The sequence below is a fragment of the Bacteroidia bacterium genome (assembly GCA_033391075.1).
Classification (GTDB): domain Bacteria; phylum Bacteroidota; class Bacteroidia; order J057; family J057; genus JAWPMV01.
The window spans coordinates 2185518-2206345 of record JAWPMV010000001.1; the positions used below are offsets into that span (position 1 = coordinate 2185518).

The 20828-nt window shown below is 41.8% G+C and carries 15 protein-coding genes; 10 read left to right on the forward strand and 5 right to left on the reverse strand.

From position 1 onward, the window contains the following. Positions 1-316: 316 nt before the first annotated feature. On the forward strand, positions 317-577 hold the full coding sequence (locus R8P61_08955) for an NfeD family protein (GenBank protein MDW3647179.1): 261 nt from the start codon (positions 317-319) through the stop codon (positions 575-577). Positions 578-643: 66 nt separating this feature from the next. Here R8P61_08955 and R8P61_08960 read toward each other — a convergent pair whose 3' ends face one another. Together R8P61_08960 and lepA are read right to left on the reverse strand one after the other, a co-directional pair. After that, on the reverse strand, positions 644-1672 hold the full coding sequence (locus R8P61_08960; GenBank protein ID MDW3647180.1) for a cytochrome c peroxidase: 1029 nt from the start codon (positions 1670-1672) through the stop codon (positions 644-646). A 13-nt stretch (positions 1673-1685) separates the two neighbouring features. Further along, positions 1686-3473, reverse strand: coding sequence for a translation elongation factor 4 (gene lepA / locus R8P61_08965; GenBank protein MDW3647181.1), 1788 nt, complete (start codon positions 3471-3473; stop codon positions 1686-1688). 115 nt (positions 3474-3588) lie between these two features. Here lepA and R8P61_08970 point away from each other — a divergent pair, with 115 nt between their 5' ends. Both R8P61_08970 and R8P61_08975 read left to right on the forward strand, forming a co-directional pair. Beyond that, complete coding sequence (locus tag R8P61_08970) at positions 3589-4356, forward strand: prolyl oligopeptidase family serine peptidase (protein ID MDW3647182.1); 768 nt, start codon at positions 3589-3591, stop codon at positions 4354-4356. Positions 4357-4455: 99 nt separating this feature from the next. Next, positions 4456-4905, forward strand: a complete 450-nt coding sequence (locus R8P61_08975) for a hypothetical protein (protein ID MDW3647183.1) — start codon at positions 4456-4458, stop codon at positions 4903-4905. Between the two features lie 105 nt (positions 4906-5010). Here the strand turns inward: R8P61_08975 and R8P61_08980 are convergent, their stop codons facing one another. From R8P61_08980 to R8P61_08990, 3 genes are read right to left on the reverse strand one after another with little or no spacing between them, the layout of a single operon-like run. Beyond that, the gene (locus tag R8P61_08980; protein ID MDW3647184.1) at positions 5011-5934 is read right to left on the reverse strand and encodes a helical backbone metal receptor; all 924 of its coding nucleotides are present in this window, start codon (positions 5932-5934) and stop codon (positions 5011-5013) included. A gap of 19 nt (positions 5935-5953) precedes the next feature. Then, a complete protein-coding gene (locus R8P61_08985; protein MDW3647185.1) occupies positions 5954-7321 on the reverse strand; it encodes a HAMP domain-containing sensor histidine kinase in 1368 nt (455 codons plus the stop codon). After that, positions 7311-8657 carry a sigma-54 dependent transcriptional regulator gene (locus tag R8P61_08990; GenBank protein ID MDW3647186.1) on the reverse strand — a complete coding sequence of 449 codons (1347 nt, stop codon included), beginning with the start codon at positions 8655-8657 and terminating at the stop codon, positions 7311-7313. The genes R8P61_08985 and R8P61_08990 overlap by 11 nt, the downstream gene beginning before the upstream one ends. A gap of 193 nt (positions 8658-8850) precedes the next feature. On the opposite strand from R8P61_08990, the gene R8P61_08995 reads away from it, so the two are divergent. From R8P61_08995 to R8P61_09025, 7 genes are all read left to right on the forward strand, one after another. Continuing rightward, positions 8851-10101, forward strand: coding sequence for an efflux RND transporter periplasmic adaptor subunit (locus R8P61_08995; protein MDW3647187.1), 1251 nt, complete (start codon positions 8851-8853; stop codon positions 10099-10101). A gap of 66 nt (positions 10102-10167) precedes the next feature. Beyond that, positions 10168-10845 carry an ABC transporter ATP-binding protein gene (locus R8P61_09000; protein ID MDW3647188.1) on the forward strand — a complete coding sequence of 226 codons (678 nt, stop codon included), beginning with the start codon at positions 10168-10170 and terminating at the stop codon, positions 10843-10845. Positions 10846-10952: 107 nt separating this feature from the next. Beyond that, a complete protein-coding gene (locus tag R8P61_09005; GenBank protein ID MDW3647189.1) occupies positions 10953-11126 on the forward strand; it encodes a hypothetical protein in 174 nt (57 codons plus the stop codon). Positions 11127-11132: 6 nt separating this feature from the next. Beyond that, complete coding sequence (locus R8P61_09010) at positions 11133-13505, forward strand: FtsX-like permease family protein (GenBank protein MDW3647190.1); 2373 nt, start codon at positions 11133-11135, stop codon at positions 13503-13505. Positions 13506-13509: 4 nt separating this feature from the next. Then, positions 13510-15891 (forward strand): FtsX-like permease family protein, encoded by a 2382-nt coding sequence (locus R8P61_09015; protein MDW3647191.1) that lies wholly within the window; start codon positions 13510-13512, stop codon positions 15889-15891. A 51-nt stretch (positions 15892-15942) separates the two neighbouring features. Further along, the gene (locus tag R8P61_09020) at positions 15943-18360 is read left to right on the forward strand and encodes an ABC transporter permease (GenBank protein MDW3647192.1); all 2418 of its coding nucleotides are present in this window, start codon (positions 15943-15945) and stop codon (positions 18358-18360) included. A gap of 12 nt (positions 18361-18372) precedes the next feature. Further along, positions 18373-20808 carry an ABC transporter permease gene (locus R8P61_09025; GenBank protein MDW3647193.1) on the forward strand — a complete coding sequence of 812 codons (2436 nt, stop codon included), beginning with the start codon at positions 18373-18375 and terminating at the stop codon, positions 20806-20808. The last annotated feature ends 20 nt before the right edge of the window (positions 20809-20828 follow it).

Here is a 20828-nt window from a genome sequence, read left to right on the forward strand (position 1 = left end):
TAATAGGTCTTTGTTTAATCTGCGCTGAAATTATAGATAATTCTTAAATAAACATATCTATGTGTAACTAATTTCGAGTGAATTCGTTTTTTAAAGGGCAGAATAATACATCAGCTTTTGACACGCATGAAGCAGTATTCATTACATATTTGGACATTATTGGCGGAGAACGTCAAGCACTCAGGCTTTGAAGAACCCGAACCGGAAGATCGAATCCTTCAATCGAACAACCGGATTCTACTCTGAAAAGCCTTGTCTAAACTGACGGGGCTTTTTTGATTAAGAAAAGAATCTAAACACCAAATAAACACAACCTATGAATTTGATTAAGTCCCTAATGAAAGGTCTGTTTAACAGGCCTGACGATGAACCTCCTGATGAAAATACTTTTAGTAAAAAGTACCTCTCAGTGATCGGAAAGACGGGTAAGACCCTGACAAATTTGGGATTGACCGGACTTGTGGAAATTGATGGAAAGGAGTTTGAGGCTGAAAGCAAATCCGGATTCCTGAAAAATGACATACCCGTCAGGATTGTAGGTAAACATATGTCATGGTTATTGGTTGAAGCCATATAGACCCAGACATAAAGACATAAGCCTTTTTATTTAATTATAAGTCCGCCAATTCAGCCTTGGCGGGCTTTACTTTTTAGGAGGGGCAAACTGAGGGTTTTGTAAAAAGCTGCTATCAGTCAGGCTGTGCATAAAGGCGAGAAGGTCTGCTTTGTCCTCTTCGCTCATCCTTCTTCTGCGGACAAACATATGTTTATTGGGATGATCTTCGCCTCCTTTTTCATAAAAGTCTATGACTTCTCTTAAGGTGGCGATGCTTCCATCATGCATATAAGGATAGGTAAGCGCGATGTTTCTCAAAGTTGGGACTTTGAATTTTCCCACGTCCTTCTCATCCAGGCTAATGAGTACTCTACCCCGATCTTTATATTCTTTGTACAGACCTACGTTTTCAAAGAGGTAATTGGTGAGCAAATGTCCGGAATGGCAATTGGCACATCCCCATTTCCCCATAAAGCCTTCAAATCCTCTTTTAGCCGATGTGCTGAGGGCCGTAGGATCTCCTTGCAGGAAGCGATCATAGGCAGAATTTCCACTAATCAGGCTTCTTTCAAATGCGGCAATGGATCGGGTCAGGCTAAAGAGATCCATCTTTCGTCCATAAGCCTCCTGAGCCAAAGAATCATAATAGCTATCTCCTGCTAGTCTGGTGATAAGCTCTCGGGCATTGAAGCCCAATTCACTATCCGAACAGATCGGACCAATCATTTGCATCTCGAGACTCGGGCTGCCTCCTTCTGCAAAGAAATAAGGATGGTATCCAATATTTGCCAGGGTCGGAACATTGCGATTCCCTTTTTTGCCATTGATTCCAATACTGATGGGATTGTGATCGCTAAAGGCTGCCGTTTGCAGATGACAACTTGCACAGGAAAGGCTGCTATCCAGGGATAAAGCTGTTTCATAGAACAGCCTTCTCCCCAACTCAATGCGTTTTTCCGTCAATTCATTGCCTTCTGGAGAAATGAGCTCCGGAAAGTGGGTTGGCAGATTCAGACTAAAAGGTTCGGGATTGGCCTGCTGTGATTTTTCAGCAGTACAATTAAAGAGGAGTACTATTGCTCCCATGACAAAACCGAAAGTGAATTTTCGGCGCATATTTAGGTTTTGCTTAATCCAGTTTCAAGACCGCGTGGAAAGCACTTTGCGGAACTTCAACGGACCCTACCTGACGCATACGTTTTTTACCAGCCTTCTGTTTTTCCAGCAGTTTACGTTTACGTGAGATATCACCACCATAACACTTGGCCGTTACATCCTTTCTCAAGGCTTTTACGGTCTCTCTGGCAATGATCTTGGCACCGATGGCTGCCTGAATCGCTACCTCATATTGCTGACGAGGAATAAGCTCCTTGAGCTTGCGGCAAATGGACTTGCCAAATTCAAAGGCTTTATCGCGGTGAATCAATGCACTCAAAGCATCAACCTGATCTCCATTAAGCAGTATATCCAGTTTTACCAGTTTGGAGGGCTGGAATCCCATGAGTTCGTAATCAAAGGATGCATATCCCCGGGATATGGTTTTGAGTTTGTCGAAGAAATCAAAAACAACTTCGCCCAGGGGCAATTCAAATCCAATCTCTACACGGTCGGTAGTCAGATAAACCTGGTTCACGAATTTTCCTCTCTTTTCTATACAGAGTTCCATGACCTTACCAATGTAATCTGCTTTGGTAATGATCTGGGCTTTGATAAAGGGTTCTTCGAGATGTTTGATCCGTGTCAAAGGAGGGAGATCAGAAGGACTATTGATCTCAACTACTGCTTCATCGGTCATCACGGCTTTAAATCCAACGTTTGGAACAGTTGTAATAACTGTCATATTGAATTCACGCTCCAGTCTTTCCTGAATGATCTCCATATGGAGCATGCCCAGGAATCCCGCACGGAATCCATAGCCCAAAGCGGCAGAAGTTTCTGGCTGATATATCAAAGAAGCATCATTGAGCTTCAATTTTTCCAAAGAATCCCTCAATTCTTCAAAGTCATCTGTATCGACGGGATAAATCCCTGCGAATACCATCGGTTTTACTTCCTGAAAACCCTGCACTGCAGATTCAGCAGCATTCTCTTTCAGGGTGATCGTATCACCTACCTTAACCTCCGTCAGATTTTTGATTCCGGCAACCATATATCCCACACTGCCAGTCTCAATCCGTTTCATCGGACTTTGCTTCAGCTGTAACACCCCGACCTCATCCACTTCATATTCTGCCTGGGTAGCCATGAATTGAATCAAATCCTTTTTGGCTATGCTTCCATCAAAAACCCGGAAGTAAACAATAGTACCTCTATAAGGATTGAAGACTGAGTCAAATACCAGCGCTTTCAAAGGAGCATCCGGATTTCCCTTTGGTGGAGGAATTACGTCCACAATTCGATTCAGGATGTCATCGATCCCGATTCCGTTTTTTGCACTTGCATGCACAATATCTTCCAAATCACAACCGATCAGGTCAATGATTTCATCACTTACTTCATCTATTCTTGCGCTAGGTAAGTCAATTTTATTGAGAACCGGAATGATCTCCAGATCGTGTTCCAGTGCCAAATAAAGATTAGAAATGGTTTGTGCCTCGATTCCCTGAGCTGCATCTACTACCAAAAGGGCTCCTTCACATGAAGAAATGGCTCGGGAAACCTCATAAGAAAAGTCTACGTGTCCGGGCGTATCAATCAGATTCAGCGTATAGTCTTTGCCTTCTTTCTTATAATACATCTGAATCGCATGGCTTTTGATGGTAATTCCTTTCTCCCGCTCGAGGTCCATGCTATCCAATACCTGATTCTGCATTTGCCGCTCTGTGAGGGTTGATGTAGACTCCAACATCCTGTCCGCCAGGGTACTTTTACCGTGGTCGATGTGAGCAATGATGCAGAAATTGCGAATGTGATCCATATAGAAAAATAAGGGTCGCTGAAAAAATGAATGCAAAAATATTAAATATTCTTCAGATACGGGGATAATTTTCAGGATTTTCGTATCATTCTTATTCAATAATCGCACCCAAATTATGCGCAAATATTTAAGTATTTTCCTCCTCCTCATGTTTAGCGGCCTTTTTTTACAGGCTCAGCTATACGAAGCTTTCAAGGCAGAGTCTTATAAAGATACCAAAGGAAATGAACTATTGTATCGTTTTATGCAACCTGATGAGCTTGATAAGGGCGAAAAATACCCTTTGATTATTTTTTTACATGGGGCAGGGGAAAGGGGAGATAATAATCGGGCGCAATTGGTGCATGTGATGAAAAGGTTTGTAAATAGAGATATGCGGGCAAAATATCCAACTTTTATTCTGGCTCCTCAATGTCCTAAGGATAAAGGCTGGGCAAATCTTGAAAGAGGGAGGAATTTGTCGATGAAAGAAAATCCCACGGATGAAGCTCGTATGGTGATGGAGCTTTTGGATGAAATGTTGGAGAAATATCCCATCGATCCAGAGCGAGTCTATATTGGGGGGCTTTCTATGGGAGGATTTGGAACCTGGGATTTGCTAGCCCGACATCCCGAACGCTTTGCTGCAGCTTTTCCCATTTGTGGTGGTGGAGATGTAAAACAAGCAGACAAATATGTGGACATTCCGATCTGGTGTTTTCATGGGGCTGATGATGGAGTAGTTCCTGCCGAACTTTCGCGAAAGATGATACAGGCAATCAGAGAAAAAGGAGGCAATCCCATTTATACAGAATTTGAAGGTAGAGGACATGATTCCTGGAACCCCGCTTTTGATCAAAATCCTTTTGTATACGATTGGTTATTCTCCCAAAGAAAAAAGTAGTTTTCTGTCTATTGATTCCTTGCAGATAGTTACGTTTTACTTCCCAGGACATACCAAAGGGAAATAAACAAACAGTATCACCTACAAAATTTATTGGAAATGAAACTCAAAACTATCCTCATCGCTTCCCTTACTTTTTTACTCACGGCTTTGAGTACTACTTCTCAGGCTCAGCTTAATGATACCTTACTTTATTTCAAAGCCGAACCCAGATTTGAAATGGGAGAAAATGTGAAACTTCCACAGGCTCAACTAAACCAGGCTTTTATATTCACACCTGCTTCAAAGCGTGTATTTGTCCATATTTCTGCAGCTACAGCAAAGAAAATTTCCGTCCCGAAAAAAGTTAGAGTTAGTAGAGGCCCCGTTACCCTGAAAAGAAATGGTGTCTGTTATACTTTCTCTTGTGATAAAAGCAATTGCTCGGATTGTAAAATGTATTGGTACGATCGAAATGGGGATGGGAAAGTTCAACCCCGAAGAGAACTCAGATGCTTTTGTGCACCTAAGAAAATGTGTAAAATTCGTGTAAGACGAAGTAAGTGTTAGAAGCCAAAAGAGCTTAGCAAGTGTTATGGTGTTGTAGTTGAGTTGGGTAGTTCTGATCGATGATCAACCTGGCAAACTACAAAACCATAACACTACAACACTTTCCTACTCCACAAAAACCTCTCGTTTCAAGCGATTATGCAGGATCTGTGTTAGCTCCATCAGGCCTTCTAATATCCTCGGGCCGGGGCGGTACAAAATCTCCGGATCAATGACATAAACCTGTTTCAAGGCATCTGCAGGTGTATTATAAAGGGCAGGATACTGAACGAGAAGATTTGCATAAAATTGATCATTGGTAGAGGGAATGATGAGAAATTCGGCTTGCTTTTCCAGCGCCTGCATTTCTGTAGGGTGGACGAAAGCAGAATCAATCCCCGCATAAACATTCTTAGCTCCGGATTTACTCAAAATTTCTCCAAGTATCCCTTTATCGCCAACTATTTCCAAAGGCTGATTACCCACCAACATCATGGTTCCGTACTGGACCTGATTTTGGGTAGAATCTACAATCCTCGCTTCCAAAGCTGCCAGAGAATCTGCCACAAAATTGGCTCTTTCTTCTGCTCCTGTTATTTCTCCCAGGTCTTTGATCCGATCATAAATATCTGCCAGACTTCGGTACGATTGTACATAGATTTCCAGGCCTTCTCTCCTTAATAAATCAATCTGCTCTCGGGTAAAACTTTCATCTGTAGTAAAAACCAAATCCGGTTGGAGGTCCAGTAAAAAATTAACATCTAAAACCGGACTCAGGCTCACCTCATCTATTTCTGAAACCCCGTAAGGGTAATTACAGGCTTCGGATCTCCCTACCAATTTGTCTTCAGCTCCAATTGCATAGATCATCTCCGTGATATTGGGCGCCAGAGATACTAAACGCCGGGCAGGTCTCTTTAGTGTTATTTCGGTTCCCTGATCATCGGTAAACGTTCGACTAATCAAAGGGGCGGATTCTATTGCCTTTCGCCTGCTATCGCTACAGGATATTAATAGAGTCAGGCCTAAAAAGATATAAATTGGCTTCATAAATTTCTGCTCATTATGGCTAAAAAAGGAGACTAATCACTGTTCCTTTTCCTTCCCGGGTATTGAGTTGTATCCTTCCTTTATGCATGAGCATAATTTGTTTACAAAGACTGAGCCCAATACCACTCCCATTTTTCTTGGTGCTAAAAAAAGGAATGAAAATCTTATCTACAATTTCTTCCGGAATTCCATTGCCATTATCTGCTACTTTGATGATGGTTTTTCCATGGGTATTCTTTTCCACGAGGATTTTTACTTTGGGCTCTTCAACATCTTTACAGGCTTCAATAGCATTTAGCAATAAATTGATCAGGACCTGCTCGATTAGATAAGCATCTATTTCGACCTTTAAGTCCGGATTGTCAATTTCCAGTTCAAGGTCCACATTCTTTTTGTCCAGAGAGGGTTGTAAAAGATTGCAAATGTTTTCTAATAAAGGATAGATCGGTACAAGCTTGAGGTTAGGCTCACCAATTTTATTGAGTCCCCGATAGGTTTTCGCAAATTTCATCAATCCCTCACTCCGACTTCTGATACTCTCTATGCTCAACTTGAGGTCCTCCATCTCTAAAGGATGTTCCTCTGAATCTTCCAGAGCCAGGCGAATTTTTTGTCGTAAGGTTCCAGCCAGCGAGGAAATAGGTGCAATTGAGTTCATGATTTCATGGGTCATCACACTGAGTAGCTTTTTCCAGGCTTCGGATTCATTTTGGTTAAGCGGATCATCTATATTCTGAATAACAATCAGTTTGAAAGCTTCCTCTTTTACTTGGAAATTGCTGCTGGAAATCATGATTTTTATCATGCTCTCTCCATTGTCAATAGAGATGATATTGCCCTGCGAATGATTGCCTTTGAAGATTTTTTGATAGAGTTCAGGTTTGCGCTCTGCGATGAATTGAATCCATTTGAGGGAAGGAACATTGAGGGTCTTTTTAAAGGCTTCATTGATCCAAAGTACATTACCATTTTCCGTATCATAGGCTATTATTCCCGTTTCGATCAATTCCAGGATTTTCTGTAAATAAAGATGTTGAGCTTCTTTTTCGGCATTTATTTGGAGAAAGGTATCATTAACTTTATTGAAACCTTTGCGGAGTTCTCGTATATCCTGGGCTCCCGATTTTTCATTGAAATAGCGGGAAAAATCCCGGTATTTGATTGACTCAAAAAAATCATCCATTTCCCCAAAACGCCTGATTGTAAAGCGGAGAAAATTCTTGGTACTAAAGAAGCAGATACCACTTAGCGGTACCAGAACCAATAAGGAAATGGAAAGATTGTCCTGGAAATCCAGCCAGCTAATGGCAAAGGCCAGGGCAAGCAGTGATAAGAATAGGATCAATACCCTTAGCACCAAACTGAGCTTGTATTTTCTATAGGCCATGTTTATTCAATCTGCGGTACAGCGCGGTTCGGGTTATTCCCAATTCTTTGGCGGATTTGGAAATATTCCCATTATTCTTTTCGATCACTTTGAGGATCGTATTTCTTTCTACAGCATCCAGATTTAACTCATCACTTTCTGTAGAGGATTTGGGACTTTCTATGGGTGAGAAAACCAGATCTGAGTCTGTCAAACTATCGCCTTCAACCATAATGACTGCTCGCTCTAATACATATTGAAGTTCCCGCACATTACCCGGAAAGTGATATGATTTGAGTTTCTTTATAAAGCTTTCTTCCAGGTTGAGACTCGGTTTAAGGTATTTCTCTGTATAAACTTCGATGAAATGACGAGCAAGTAAGAGAATGTCTTTCCCCCTTTCTCTGAGGGGAGGGATAAGAATATCTACGGTATTGATTCGATAGTAAAGGTCTTTGCGAAAGTTCTCTTCTCTTGACAGAAATTCCATGCCTACATTGGTGGCACAGATCAAGCGGATATCTACGGGGATAGGAGTATTGGAGCCTAAAGGAATGATCTCGCGATTTTGTAGAACTGAAAGCAATTTGGCTTGTTGTTGTAGACTGATATTCCCAATCTCATCAAGAAAGAGCGTCCCGGAATTTGCTGCTTCAAATCTCCCTTTTCTGTCCTCTCTTGCATCGGTAAATGCTCCTTTTTTATGCCCAAATAATTCACTTTCAAATAAGCTGGGCGTTAGAGCGCCCACATCAACTTTTACGAATGGCTGATCTTTGCGCAAAGAATTCTCATGCAAGGCTCGCGCGATCAGGTCTTTCCCGGTACCATTTTCTCCAAGGATAAGGATGTTGGCATCAGTAGGCGCAATTTTTCTCAGCTTGAAAAAGACATCCTTCATCAAATCACTTTCCCCCAGCAATTGAACCTGATTTGCCTGTGGTTTCCATTTTTCTTTTTTATCAGATTTCTTTTTGGACAGTATCTCCTTGATCGAATCTACCAGCTTTTCATTTTCCCAGGGTTTGACAAAAAAATCAGAAGCTCCTTCTTTCAGGGATTTAATGGCAAGATCCATATCTCCATAGGCGGTAATAAGAACGACATCCACTTCAGCGTCAATTCCCTTGATTGTATTTAACCAATAGATTCCTTCATTACCCGTATTGATCATCCGGTTGAAATTCATATCCAGGATAATCAGGTCAAACTTTTTACTCTTGAGAATGGAGATGAGTTTATTGGGATTTTTTTCTGTAACAACCTCTTTTACCTGGGATTTGAACAACATGCTCATGGCCGTAAGCACATCTTCATCATCATCAATAACCAATAAGTTGCAGTTCTTTAGTAGCATATTTTAACTGTGTTGTTAGACCAAATTACAATAATCCTGATATTTAGCCTGCACTGAAATTGCCCACATCCGAACAGTAATTGTATCAAAAGCGAACACCTTTGTAAGGTAGCTGAAAATCAAATGACTGAAAATCAAATACTTGTACTAATGGCACAGTTGTGAAGGGCTTAAAATGAATAAATAATCCACTATGGACATACCTATTAAAAAGAAAAGATTTACAGTCGGAAGGATCGCCACCATATTTGGGGGAGTTCTTTTACTGGCTTTTATCATCTATACCTTAAATCTTTCCGGAAATAATTCTCGTCTGAATGTTGATTCAGAATTCCTCATGATCAGTGATATCACAGAAGGAAGTTTTCAGGAAAAGATAGCCGTAAGCGGAATCGTACTTCCCATTACTACTATCTATCTGGATGCTCTGGAAGGAGGAAGAGTGGAAGAGTTATTTGTGGAAGACGGCACAATCATGAAAAAGGGAGAACCTATTCTCCGCCTTTCCAATACGGATTTGGAACTTAGCCTGATCAATCAGGAAACGGCTGTATATAATTTGCTTACCCAAATGCAAATCTCACAGAATGCGGCCCGCCAAAACACCATCAATCGTCTCAATCAAATGACGGATGTGGAAAATGCCCTGATTGAGGCTGAGAGAGTTTTCGAACTCAATACCAAATTATTTGAGGAGAAAGCCATCGGAAGCCAGGAGTTTGAAGAATCCAGAAATAATTTCAACTACCAGAAGCAGCGAATGGATTTGGCCAGGGAAATCTTGAAAGAAGACTCCATTTCGAGCCGCCAGGAGATCGCTCAGTCTAAAAACTCTTATGCAAGGACCCAAAGTGCGCTGGCTTTGATGCGGAAGAAGGTAGGAGACCTGGTAGTAAGGGCTCCGGTCGAAGGTCAATTGACCTCTTTGGATGCCGAAATCGGTCAATCCAAAGTCAAAGGAGAACGTTTGGGACAAATTGATGTCCTGAGCGGATTTAAAGTACGGGTGGATGTAGACGAGCATTATATCTCTCGCATCTATGCAGGACAGGAAGGAACCTTCACTTTTAGTGGAAAGGAATATCGACTCATCATCAAAAAAGTCTATACACAGGTTACTAACGGGCGCTTCCAGGTCGATATGCTTTTCGACAAGGAAGTCCCGGAAGGTATCCGCCGAGGACAATCCCTTCAAATTCGTTTGGCTTTGAGTGCAGAGAAAGAAGCTGTTTTGCTTCCAAAAGGAGCCTTTTTCCAGAAAACTGGTGGCAACTGGGTCTTCAAATTGACAGAAGATGGAAAGATGGCTTATCGTGCAGATATCCAATTGGGGAGCCAGAATACAGAGTTTTTTGAAATTCTTGAAGGTTTGCAGCCGGGAGACAAAGTAATCACTTCCAGCTATGCCAATTATGGAGACAAAGAAGAACTGGTTCTAAAATAAAAAAGATCAATGCAGGCGGGAAAGGCCCGCACTAGTCTGATAAATCAAAACACTAACACTAAAATCATGATAAAAGTTACCGATCTGGAAAAATATTATAAAACGGATGAACTCCAGACGATCGCCCTTAATAAGCTAACCTTTGAAGTTGAAAAAGGAGAATTTGTAGCCGTCATGGGTCCATCCGGATGTGGAAAATCTACCCTGCTCAATGTATTGGGTATGCTGGATGATTCTGATGGAGGCAGCTTCATTTTCAATGGAGAAGAAGTGAGCAATTACAATGAGCGCAAGAGAGCCTATATCCGAAAACACCACATTGGATTTGTTTTCCAAAGCTTTAACCTCATTGACCAACTTTCTGTCTACGAAAATGTGGAACTCCCGCTGATTTACACGGGCGTAAAGAAATCCGAGCGCAAAAAGCGTGTACATGAGTTGCTGGAGAAAATGGAGATCATGCATAGAAGGAAGCACTTTCCTCAGCAGCTTTCCGGAGGTCAACAACAAAGGGTGGCTGTCGCAAGAGCAGTGATCAATAATCCTAACCTCATTCTGGCGGATGAGCCAACGGGAAACCTGGATAGTAGCAATGGAAATGAAGTGATGGATTTGCTTACGGATCTGAATCGCCAGGGCGCTACCATTATCATGGTTACCCATAGTGAACATGACGCCAAGTTCTCTCACCGCATTATCCGTATGCTGGATGGACAAAAGGTAACTGAAAACAGCCTCGTTTAAATCTATTCGAGTCGTCCGCACAAAACACATCCCATTATATCGTTCAACACGCTAGCATTTTCAGGAATGCATACCCTTCCTGTTTGCTGCATAAGGCTTTGGTAAGTATGCTATTATTCAGAATAAAATGGTTGGAGAGCTTTGAGTATGAGTACCTCATCTCAGGCTGGGAGTTAGCATTAGTAGCATCTGCTGCCTTCCTTATTGTCATGCTTGGTTTTCGGTTTCATCCCTTCAAGGCTTCGCTTTTCAATCCTCTTGAAAGGCTCAAAACAGACTAAAAGATTATGCTACAGAGTTATTTCAAATTAGCGATCCGAAACCTGATCCAAAACAAGACCTATTCTTTGATCAATGTGGTAGGACTATCTATCTCATTAGCGGTCTTTTTTCTCATGTTTCTTTGGGTAAAGGATGAGTATAGCACAGACCAATTCCACGAAAAAGGAGATCGTCTCTATCGAGTCAAACGGACCGTTCCTCTGGAAAATAATGTGCTGGATGTTATCAATGGAGTCAGTTTCCCACTCCTAAATGCAGCTGTTGAAGAATTGCCAGAAGTTGAAGCCTATATAACTCTGGGCCAAAGCTTTGAAGATAATCTTCGCATCGGAGATGAAGATTTTCGTGCTCAGGGTACCTTTACCAATGCTGATTTCTTTGAGAGTTTTTCCTATCCCGTCCTTATCGGGGATATCAAACAATTGGATGAAAAAAGAGAATCTATAGCGATTTCGGAAAATCTGGCTGAACGCATTTTTGGTCAAAAATGGCGGGAGAAAGCTTTAGGAGAGGTGATAAGTATTCTGGATAATGGAGATTTTAGTGTGGAAGCAGTCTATGCAGATTTCCCTTCCAATTCTTCTCTTCAGAATGATTTTTACTACAGTTTTTTCAATTACCTCGACAAAAATGAGTGGATGGAAGAGTGGGGAAACAATGGCATGTTTGGAGCTCTTCGTTTGGTAGAAGGTGCTAATCCAACAAGGGTGGGTGAAAAACTGCAAGCCATCTTTCAAGCCAATATTTCCGGAGATGAGAAAGAAGGTTGTTTGCTGCAAAAATATGGAGATCACTATCTCTATGGTCAGTTTGATGAAAGGGCTCAGATAAGTGGAGGTAGAATAGAATATGTTCAAACTTTTTCCCTCGCAGCTTTACTCTTACTCATCATTTCCTCAATCAATTTTGTAAACCTGGCTACCGTAATCGCTACAAAAAGAGCGCGTGAAGTTGGAGTAAGAAAAGTACTGGGTGCTCATAAGAAAACGCTTGTCGGGCAATTCATGACAGAGGCTGCCATCATAACCTTGATTTCTGTGGTATTAGCCCTGCTGTTTGCACGTTTACTACTTCCGGAGGTAAATGAGCTTTCTGATAAGCTGCTTAGCATGGATGTACGGCAACCCATATTTGTGATAGGCATCTTGCTGATCTATTTCCTGACGACTTTGCTAACGGGAGCCTATCCATCCTTTATCATGTCTTCTTTCCGCCCGATCAATGTGCTCAAATCCAAGAGTAATAGTTCCGGGATAGGCTCTTCGGTAAGGAAAGGATTGGTAATCATCCAATTTGCTTTATCGCTCATGCTCATCCTTGGAGCAGTCGTGGTACAAAATCAGATTCAATACATCCACAGCAAAAACCTGGGAATCAGCAAAGACAACATGATTTCTATTCATCAGGATGAATCTCTGACAAAAAAATATAGCGCTCTCAAACAAAAACTCGAAAATTCTATGGGAATTGAAGGAGTGAGTTTGGTGGGACCTTCGCCTTTGAATATAGTTACATCAACCAGCGGCGTATCATGGCCTGGTAAACGGCTGGACCAGGAACACATCGAATTTAGCATGGTGTGGACCGCCCAGAATTTTCCAGAGGTTTTTGATATCCCCCTGGTCGCGGGAAGCTACTACAGAGAAGGACAAAAAATTGATACTACCTACATCGTTCTTAACGAGACAGCTATTTCAATTATGGGTATAGAGGAACCCATAGGAAAAACTATCCAGTGGTGGGGAGCTCCTCGTGAAATTGCAGGAGTTGTGAAAGATTTTCATAATCGTTCCATGCATGATAAGATTGCTCCTACCGCTTTCTTACTTGAACAAGATGATGCCGGTTGGATGTATGTAAAGGCCCATGAAGGAGAAATGCCTATAGCACTTAATAGCGTTCAGGCTGCTTTTAAAGAAATTCTTCCTGATTTGCCCTTGCACTATGACTTTCTTTTGGACCAATACAAAGAAATGTATGCAGCTGAAATGTTGACAGCCAGGCTCGCCAATTATTTCGCAATCATATCCATTTTTATCTCCTGCCTGGGGCTATTCGGACTTATAAGTTTCATCGGACAGGAAAGAACCAAGGAAATAAGCATACGAAAAGTACTCGGTGCCAGCGTCGCTTCTATTGTGGCCCTTTTATCCAAAGACTTTATCAAACTAATCGCGATCGCCATCCTCATCGCCTTTCCTTTAGGATGGATCTTTATGAACAAATGGTTGGAGAGTTTTGAGTACCAACTTCCCATTTCTATTTGGGTATTCACTTCTGTGGCAATTGCTGCACTCCTAATCGCCATGCTTACCATCAGTTTTCAAACCTTCAAGGCTGCGCTTTCAAATCCAGTGGATAGCCTAAAAACGGAATAAAATTATGCTACAGAATTATTTCAAAATAGCCTGGAGAAATATTGTCGCGAATAAAGGATTCTCCGCGATAAATGTAGGAGGTCTTTCAGTGGGAATGGCTGTGACTATCCTCATTGGTCTCTGGATCTTCTCAGAGTTATCTTTTAACAAAAACTTTGAGAACTATGATAGAATTGTTCAGGTATGGCAGCACAACAACTACAATGGCTTGATCGGTTCCCAGGTGTCTAACCCCGCAGCTATGGGGGAAGCTATTCGCAGTGAATATGGCGATCATTTCGAACATGTATTGCAGGCCTCGTGGAACAATAATCGTGCTTTGGCATATGGGGACAAACTCTTCTTTGAATCTGGAAATTACTTTGAATCCGGGGTGACAGAAATGTTGAGCCTGGATATGGTTTGGGGAGGAAGAAATGGATTGGATGAAGTAAATTCTATCCTGTTATCTGAATCTGTAGCTGAGGTTTTCTTTGGAGAGGAAAATCCTGTAGGGAAGATTATTCGCCTGGATAATAAAGTCGATCTCTCTGTTGGTGGAGTGTATAAAGACCTGCCAGAGACCTCTACTTTTTATACCATGAAATTCATATTGCCATGGAAATTATACTTGAGTCAAAACCCCTGGATTGAGAAAATGGAAAATCCCTGGGGAAGCAATTTTACCCAGACTTTTGCTCAGTTGACAGAGCAGGCAGATGTAGCATATGTTTCTACTCTTCTCAAGGATATCAAGCTAAATCGTGTTTCAGAAGGAGGAAAGAAATTCAAGCCTGAGGTATTCTTGCTACCCATGTCCAGATGGCATCTCTATTCCAATTTCGAAAATGGCATAAATACAGGTGGGCGTATCGACAATGTATACCTGTTTGGAATAATAGGGATCTTCGTGCTGCTTCTTGCCTGTATCAATTTTATGAATTTGAGTACAGCTCGTTCAGAAAAAAGGGCAAAAGAAGTAGGCATCCGAAAAGCAATTGGCTCTTTGAGAATCCAACTGGTGAGTCAGTTTTTTAGTGAGTCTATCCTGATCAGTTTTATCGCTTTTCTTTTCTCCATAATTCTGGTAATCCTCATCTTGCCCTATTTCAATTTACTGGCAGATTCAAAGATTAGTATCCTCTGGACAAATCCCTACTTTTGGTTATTAGGTATCCTTTTTAGTTTCCTAACAGGTATCCTGGCAGGGGTTTATCCTGCACTTTATCTGTCCTCTTTTAATCCGGTTACTGTATTGAAGGGAGCTATCAAAACAGGTAAAACCAGAGCTATACCTCGCAAAATCCTGGTTGTTTCTCAATTTGCCATTTCCATCACCCTTATTATTGGAACCTTTATCGTCTATCAGCAAATCAAACATGCTCAAAATAGACCGCTAGGCTACCAAAAAGATGGACTCATAACTGTAGGAACCAATCCTGAAACGCATAAACACCTGGAGGTCATTCGTAACAGCTTGATAAATGCAGGAGCAATTGTAGAGATGACAGAAGCCCAGAGTCCTATTACTGCTGTTTGGAATACCAATGGAGGCATTGAATGGGAAGGGAAAGACCCTGACTTTGCAGTTGATTTTCCCAATAATTCGGTGAATTATGAATATGGGAAAACCATTGGATGGAATATCATTGAGGGGAGAGATTTTTCCAGAGACTTTGGGATGGATTCACTTGCATTCATCGTGAATAAGTCGGCGGCAGATTTTATGGGAATGGAAGATCCCATAGGCAAACAACTTCGCTGGAATGATAAAGCTTATACGATAATCGGTATGGTTGAAGATATGCTAATTCAATCTCCGTATAAGCCTGTCAGACCTTCCCTGTTTCATCTTTCTACAGAAGAGGAAAATGTGTTCATCCTCAAATTGCATCCGGAAAAGAACCCGCTTGAGTCCTTACAAAAAATAGAAAAGGTTTTCCTTTCCCATAATCCGGCTATCCCTTTTGATGCTGAATTTGTAGATGAAGAATTCGCCAAGAAATTTGGCAATGAAAGAAGAATTGCAAGCCTCGCTGCATTTTTCACTGCCCTTGCCATATTCATTTCCTGCCTGGGTCTCTTTGGATTGGCTTCCTATGTCGCGGAGCAAAGAACCAAGGAAATTGGTATTCGAAAAGTTCTGGGAGCTAGTGTCCCTCGTTTGTGGCAACTCTTGTCAAAAGACTTTATTGGACTTGTGCTGATCGCCTGTTTCATCGCTGTTCCCCTTGCATACTATTTCATGCATGAGTGGCTACATAAGTATGACTACCATACCTCCATTTCCTGGTGGGTATTCCTGATTGCCTGTCTCGGCGCCTTAAGTATAACTCTCTTGACTGTGAGTTATCAGGCGATCAAAGCTGCAACGGCTAATCCTATTCAATCCTTGCGAGCAGAATAGAAGAAAAGTTCAAAATGACTGATTCAATACTCCTAATTCACAGCTAACGTCATGTTACAAAATTATATCAAAATGGCCTGGAGGAACCTTATCAAGAATAAGGGCTATACCTTCATCAATGTATTTGGCCTGACGATAGGTCTTGCAGGCTGTCTATTAATCGGACTCTTTGTACAGGATGAACTATCCTATGATAAAAAGCATCCGGATGCTGAGAGAAGTTACCGAGTATATGCTGAGAGAAATGGAGCAGGCGGAGAAGCAAGTTGGGCCGGGACCTCTCCGGCAATTTCGCCTAGTCTCAAACATGAATTCCCGGAAGTTGAGCAGACGCTGAGAATGTTCAACATAAGATCAAAACAACTATTCAAATACGGAGAGATCAGTGCTTTGGAAGAAAATGGATTTTTTGCAGAGCCTTCAATCTTTGAAATCTTCCATTTACCTCTACGCTATGGAGATCCCAAAACGGCCCTTGAAGGTACAAATAGCTTAGTCATCAGCTATCCCTTGGCGCAGAAGTACTTCAGAGATAAAGATCCTGTAGGCGAAACCCTGAGCATAAACGGGAACATCCATAAAGTATCGGCTGTGCTCGAGCCTCTAGGGGATCATTTTCATCTGGATATAAATTTCCTGAGCTCTTTTGCAGGGATTTTGTCAAGTGTACCTAAGGAAAGAATGGAAAGCTGGGTGTGGCAGGATTTTTCAAATTATGTGAAGTTATACCCTCAAACAGATATTCCTCAATTTGTTGATAAGCTCGGGACCTATGTAGAGAAACATGCCCATCCGGAAACGGAAAAAATGGGATTTACCTATTACCTCAATTTGCAGAAGCTGGAAGACATACATCTGCATTCTTCGAGCTTTAGAAACGATCCTGCCCAAAAAGGAAATTACCAATATGTACTGGGATTATCTTTGATAGGCTTATTTCTATTATTCATTGCCTGTACAAACTTCATCAACATAAGTACGGCTCAGGCTTTCCGTCGGTCGCAGGAAGTAGGTGTCAGAAAGGTAATTGGAGCATTGCGAAGCCAATTGGCACTACAGTTTATGGGCGAAGCCATATTCATCGTGGCCATCTCCATGTTGTTTGCTGCCCAAATCACTCATTTTTTTATTCCTGAGCTCAATGAATTTACCGGTAAAAACCTGAGCTTTGACTGGTACCAAAGTCCCCTGATCATGTTGATGATGTTGGGGATAATTCTGGCTACCGGGATTTTTTCAGGAGCCTATCCCGCTTTGATCATCTCAGGCTTTCGTCCAATCGCAGCTTTAAAAGGGATAAAAATGCTCCCGAGAGGTCGTGTTCAATCTTTGAGAAAGAGCTTGCTGACCTTACAGTATAGCTTGTCCACTTTGCTGATTATAACCACCATTATTGTATTCCAGCAATTTGATTTCCTGGGGAAAAAGGATCTGGGTTTCGAGCAGGAACAATTGCTTCATTTTCCTATGAGGGGAAGCATGTTCAATGATTTTGAAAGCACAAAAGCTGAATTCCTAAGAGTGCCAGGTATAACTTCAGCAAGTAGCTGCTTCGGAATTCCCGGAGATATTGTATCAGGTGATAATATCAGGATACCCGGTGAGAATCCAAGAAACCTTTCAGCCCGAATATTTTGTGTTGATCATGATTATGTCAAAACCCTGGGCCTGGAAATTCTTGCGGGTAGAGATTTTTCCAAAGAGATAAGAACCGATGTTGAAGAAGCATTTCTTATAAATGAGACGGCCATGCTAAACCTGGGATTGGGAAGCAGCCCGGAAGAAGCTATAGGCAAAGCACTGGAATGGGATAAGTGGAATGAAAGAGGTGAGGTTAAAAAAGGAAGAGTGGTTGGCGTAGTAAAGGACTTTCATTATACAAGTCTTCATGAGGAAGTTCAAAGTACAGTTTTACATATCTATCCGGGAGCCTATTGGAAAATGGCCCTTCGAATAAATACAGAAGAACTTAGCCAGGTCATAGCCTCTGTTAAGCAAAGCTGGGACAGTTTTGAGACCGGCTATCCTATAGACTACCAATTCGTTGAGGAAGGATTTGGAGCCATGTACGAACAAGAAAGAAAGCTGAACAGCCTTCTGTGGATATTTTCAGTATTAGCCATAACTATTTCATGTATCGGTGCCTTTGGACTGGCCAGTTATTCGGCAGAACAAAGACGCAAAGAAATAAGCATACGCAAAGTGCTGGGAGCTTCAACCAGCAGCATAATAACTCTACTCTCTAAAGATTTTCTCAAGCTCGTGATGATTTCATTGATCATCGCAACTCCATTAGCCTGGTATTCCATGATTAGCTGGTTGGAAAGTTTTGCCTATCGCATAGACATCCAGTGGTGGATTTTCTTACTCGCAGGCTTCGCTTCCCTACTGTTTACTTTAATCACCATTAGCTTTCAAAGCATAAAAGCTGCGAACGCAAAGCCCGTTACAAGTTTAAAAACTGAATAAAAGCACATAATCATGTTCCAAAACTATATAAAAATCGCCTGGAGAAACCTTAGCAGAAATAAGGGATTTACCTTCATCAATATTCTTGGACTTAGTATAGGAGTTGCTGCTTGTATATTGATTTCTGTATACATCAACCACGAAAGTACCTATGACAGTCAGGTACCCAATGCATCCAATGTATATCGTCTGACCAATAATTTTTCAATTGATGGTAGGATGGAGTATGGGATTCACTTCTCAGCCATTATGGCACCCACTCTTGTTGCTGATTTTCCGGAGGTAGAAAATTCCGGTAGACTCATGGACAATGGGCTCTTTTATGGAGCCGGGAGCAATGAGATTCAGTTTGGGGATGACCCTATGCAATTTCACGAAGAGGGCTTTTCCTATGCAGATCAGTCTATGGTCGATATCATGGGCATTCAGATGATCTATGGAAATGCTGCGACAGCCCTTGCTGAGCCTAAGACGATCGTGATCTCTGAGAAGATGTCGCAGAAATATTTCCAGAATGAAAATCCTGTAGGGAAGGTAATGTTCCTCAATGGAGATAAAGAGGATCCCTTCACTATATCCGGGGTTATGGAAAATTTTGCCAGTAATTCTCATTTGGACTATGAATTCCTCATAACCCTGACTGAGGTAGAGTTTAGTCCAGGGGAACAAACTCGCTGGCTTCAGAGCAATTATTTCACCTATGCGGTTTTAAAAGAGGGCACAGATCCGGATGAATTCGGAGATAAATTGGCAAGCCATATTATCCTGACCTATTTGAAACCCGCCATGAAAGAAGGAGGCTTTGCGATGTATGAGACGATAGAAGATAGTTCGGGTATAGCTTTGCAGGCGTTAACGGATATCAATTTGCGTTCGGGCCAGATTTCTTTTGAAGCCAGCTCCAGAAATGACATCAAAATCATTTGGATCTTCGGGATTGTAGCCATATTTATTCTGGTTATTGCCAGCATCAATTTCGTCAATCTATCAACTGCAAAATCTATCAATCGCGCCAAGGAAGTAGGTATGCGGAAAGTGATAGGAGCTGTGCGTGGGCATTTGATTGGTCAATTCCTGATGGAATCGGTAATAATTACTCTCTTCGCCTTCCTGGTCGGAGGCATATTATCTGTACTCTTATTGCCCTACTTCCACCAAATGTCAGGCATTGATCTGGTGATCCCCTGGTCAAATCCTCTATTTATTCCCGGCTTACTTGTAGCGGCAATAGTTATCGGGATAATGGCCGGACTTTATCCTGCCTTTTACCTATCCAAATTTAATCCTGTATCTGTCTTAAAGGGGAGAATGCATGCCAATGCAAAATCCGGGGGACTCAGGAGCAGTCTGGTTGTGATTCAGTTTGCCATCTCCATCATCCTGATTGTAAGCACTCTGATTGTAAATAAGCAAATGGACTTCATCCTCAATTCAAAGATTGGATTTGAGAAAGAACAAGTGATCCAATTGTATGGAACCAATATGCTGGAAGATCAGGTCAGTACCTTCAAAAAGGAATTGGAAGAAATGCCTGGGGTAAGCAGTGTGAGTGTTAGTGATTACCTGCCCATAGAAGGAACCAAACGAAATGGGAACTCCTTTGTCAATGAAGGAAGAGATAATATCGATCCAACCGTTCCGGGACAAGCCTGGATCATTGATGAAGATTATTTGGGAACCCTGGGAATGACCCTAAAGGAGGGAAGAAATTTTAACAAAGAAATGACCACAGATGATGATGCCGTTATCATCAATGAAGAAATGGTAAGCCGTCTTTTCCTGGAAGAACCCATAGGAAAGAAGATTTCTCGCTACGGAAGACTTTACGAGATCATAGGGGTAGTGGAGGATTTCAATTTCAATACCATGGAAGAAAAAGTACAGCCTTTGTGTTTCTTCCGGGGGATTAGTCCTTCTATTATTTCGGTGAAAGTACAGGCAGATGAAGTTTCCGGTATCATCGCAAATATGGATGCGAAATGGTCCCGGTTTATGCCCAATCTTTCCTTCCGCTATGAGTTTATGGACCAGTCTTTTGCCCAAATGTATGAAGGCGTAGGACAGATTCGATCCATCTTTACCAGTTTTGCTATACTCGCCATTTTCGTAGCCTGTCTGGGCCTCTTTGCCCTCTCAGCCTATATGGTCGAACAAAGAAATAAGGAGATGAGTATCCGGAAGGTGCTGGGTGCTTCTGTCGAAAATATTTTCCAGCTTCTCACGAAGAATTTCCTCGCCCTGATCATCATATCCCTCATTCTGGCAATTCCTTTATCCTACTACCTGATGAATGGATGGCTGCAAGATTACGAATATAAGATCGATATCAATTGGAGTGTATTTGCGATTGCAGGAGGTATGGCGCTGGCCATCGCTTTGCTCACCGTAAGTTTCCATGCTATAAAATCAGCCCTGGTAAATCCTATCGAACATTTAAGAGGTGAATAATTGAACTCCCCAAAGCCTGA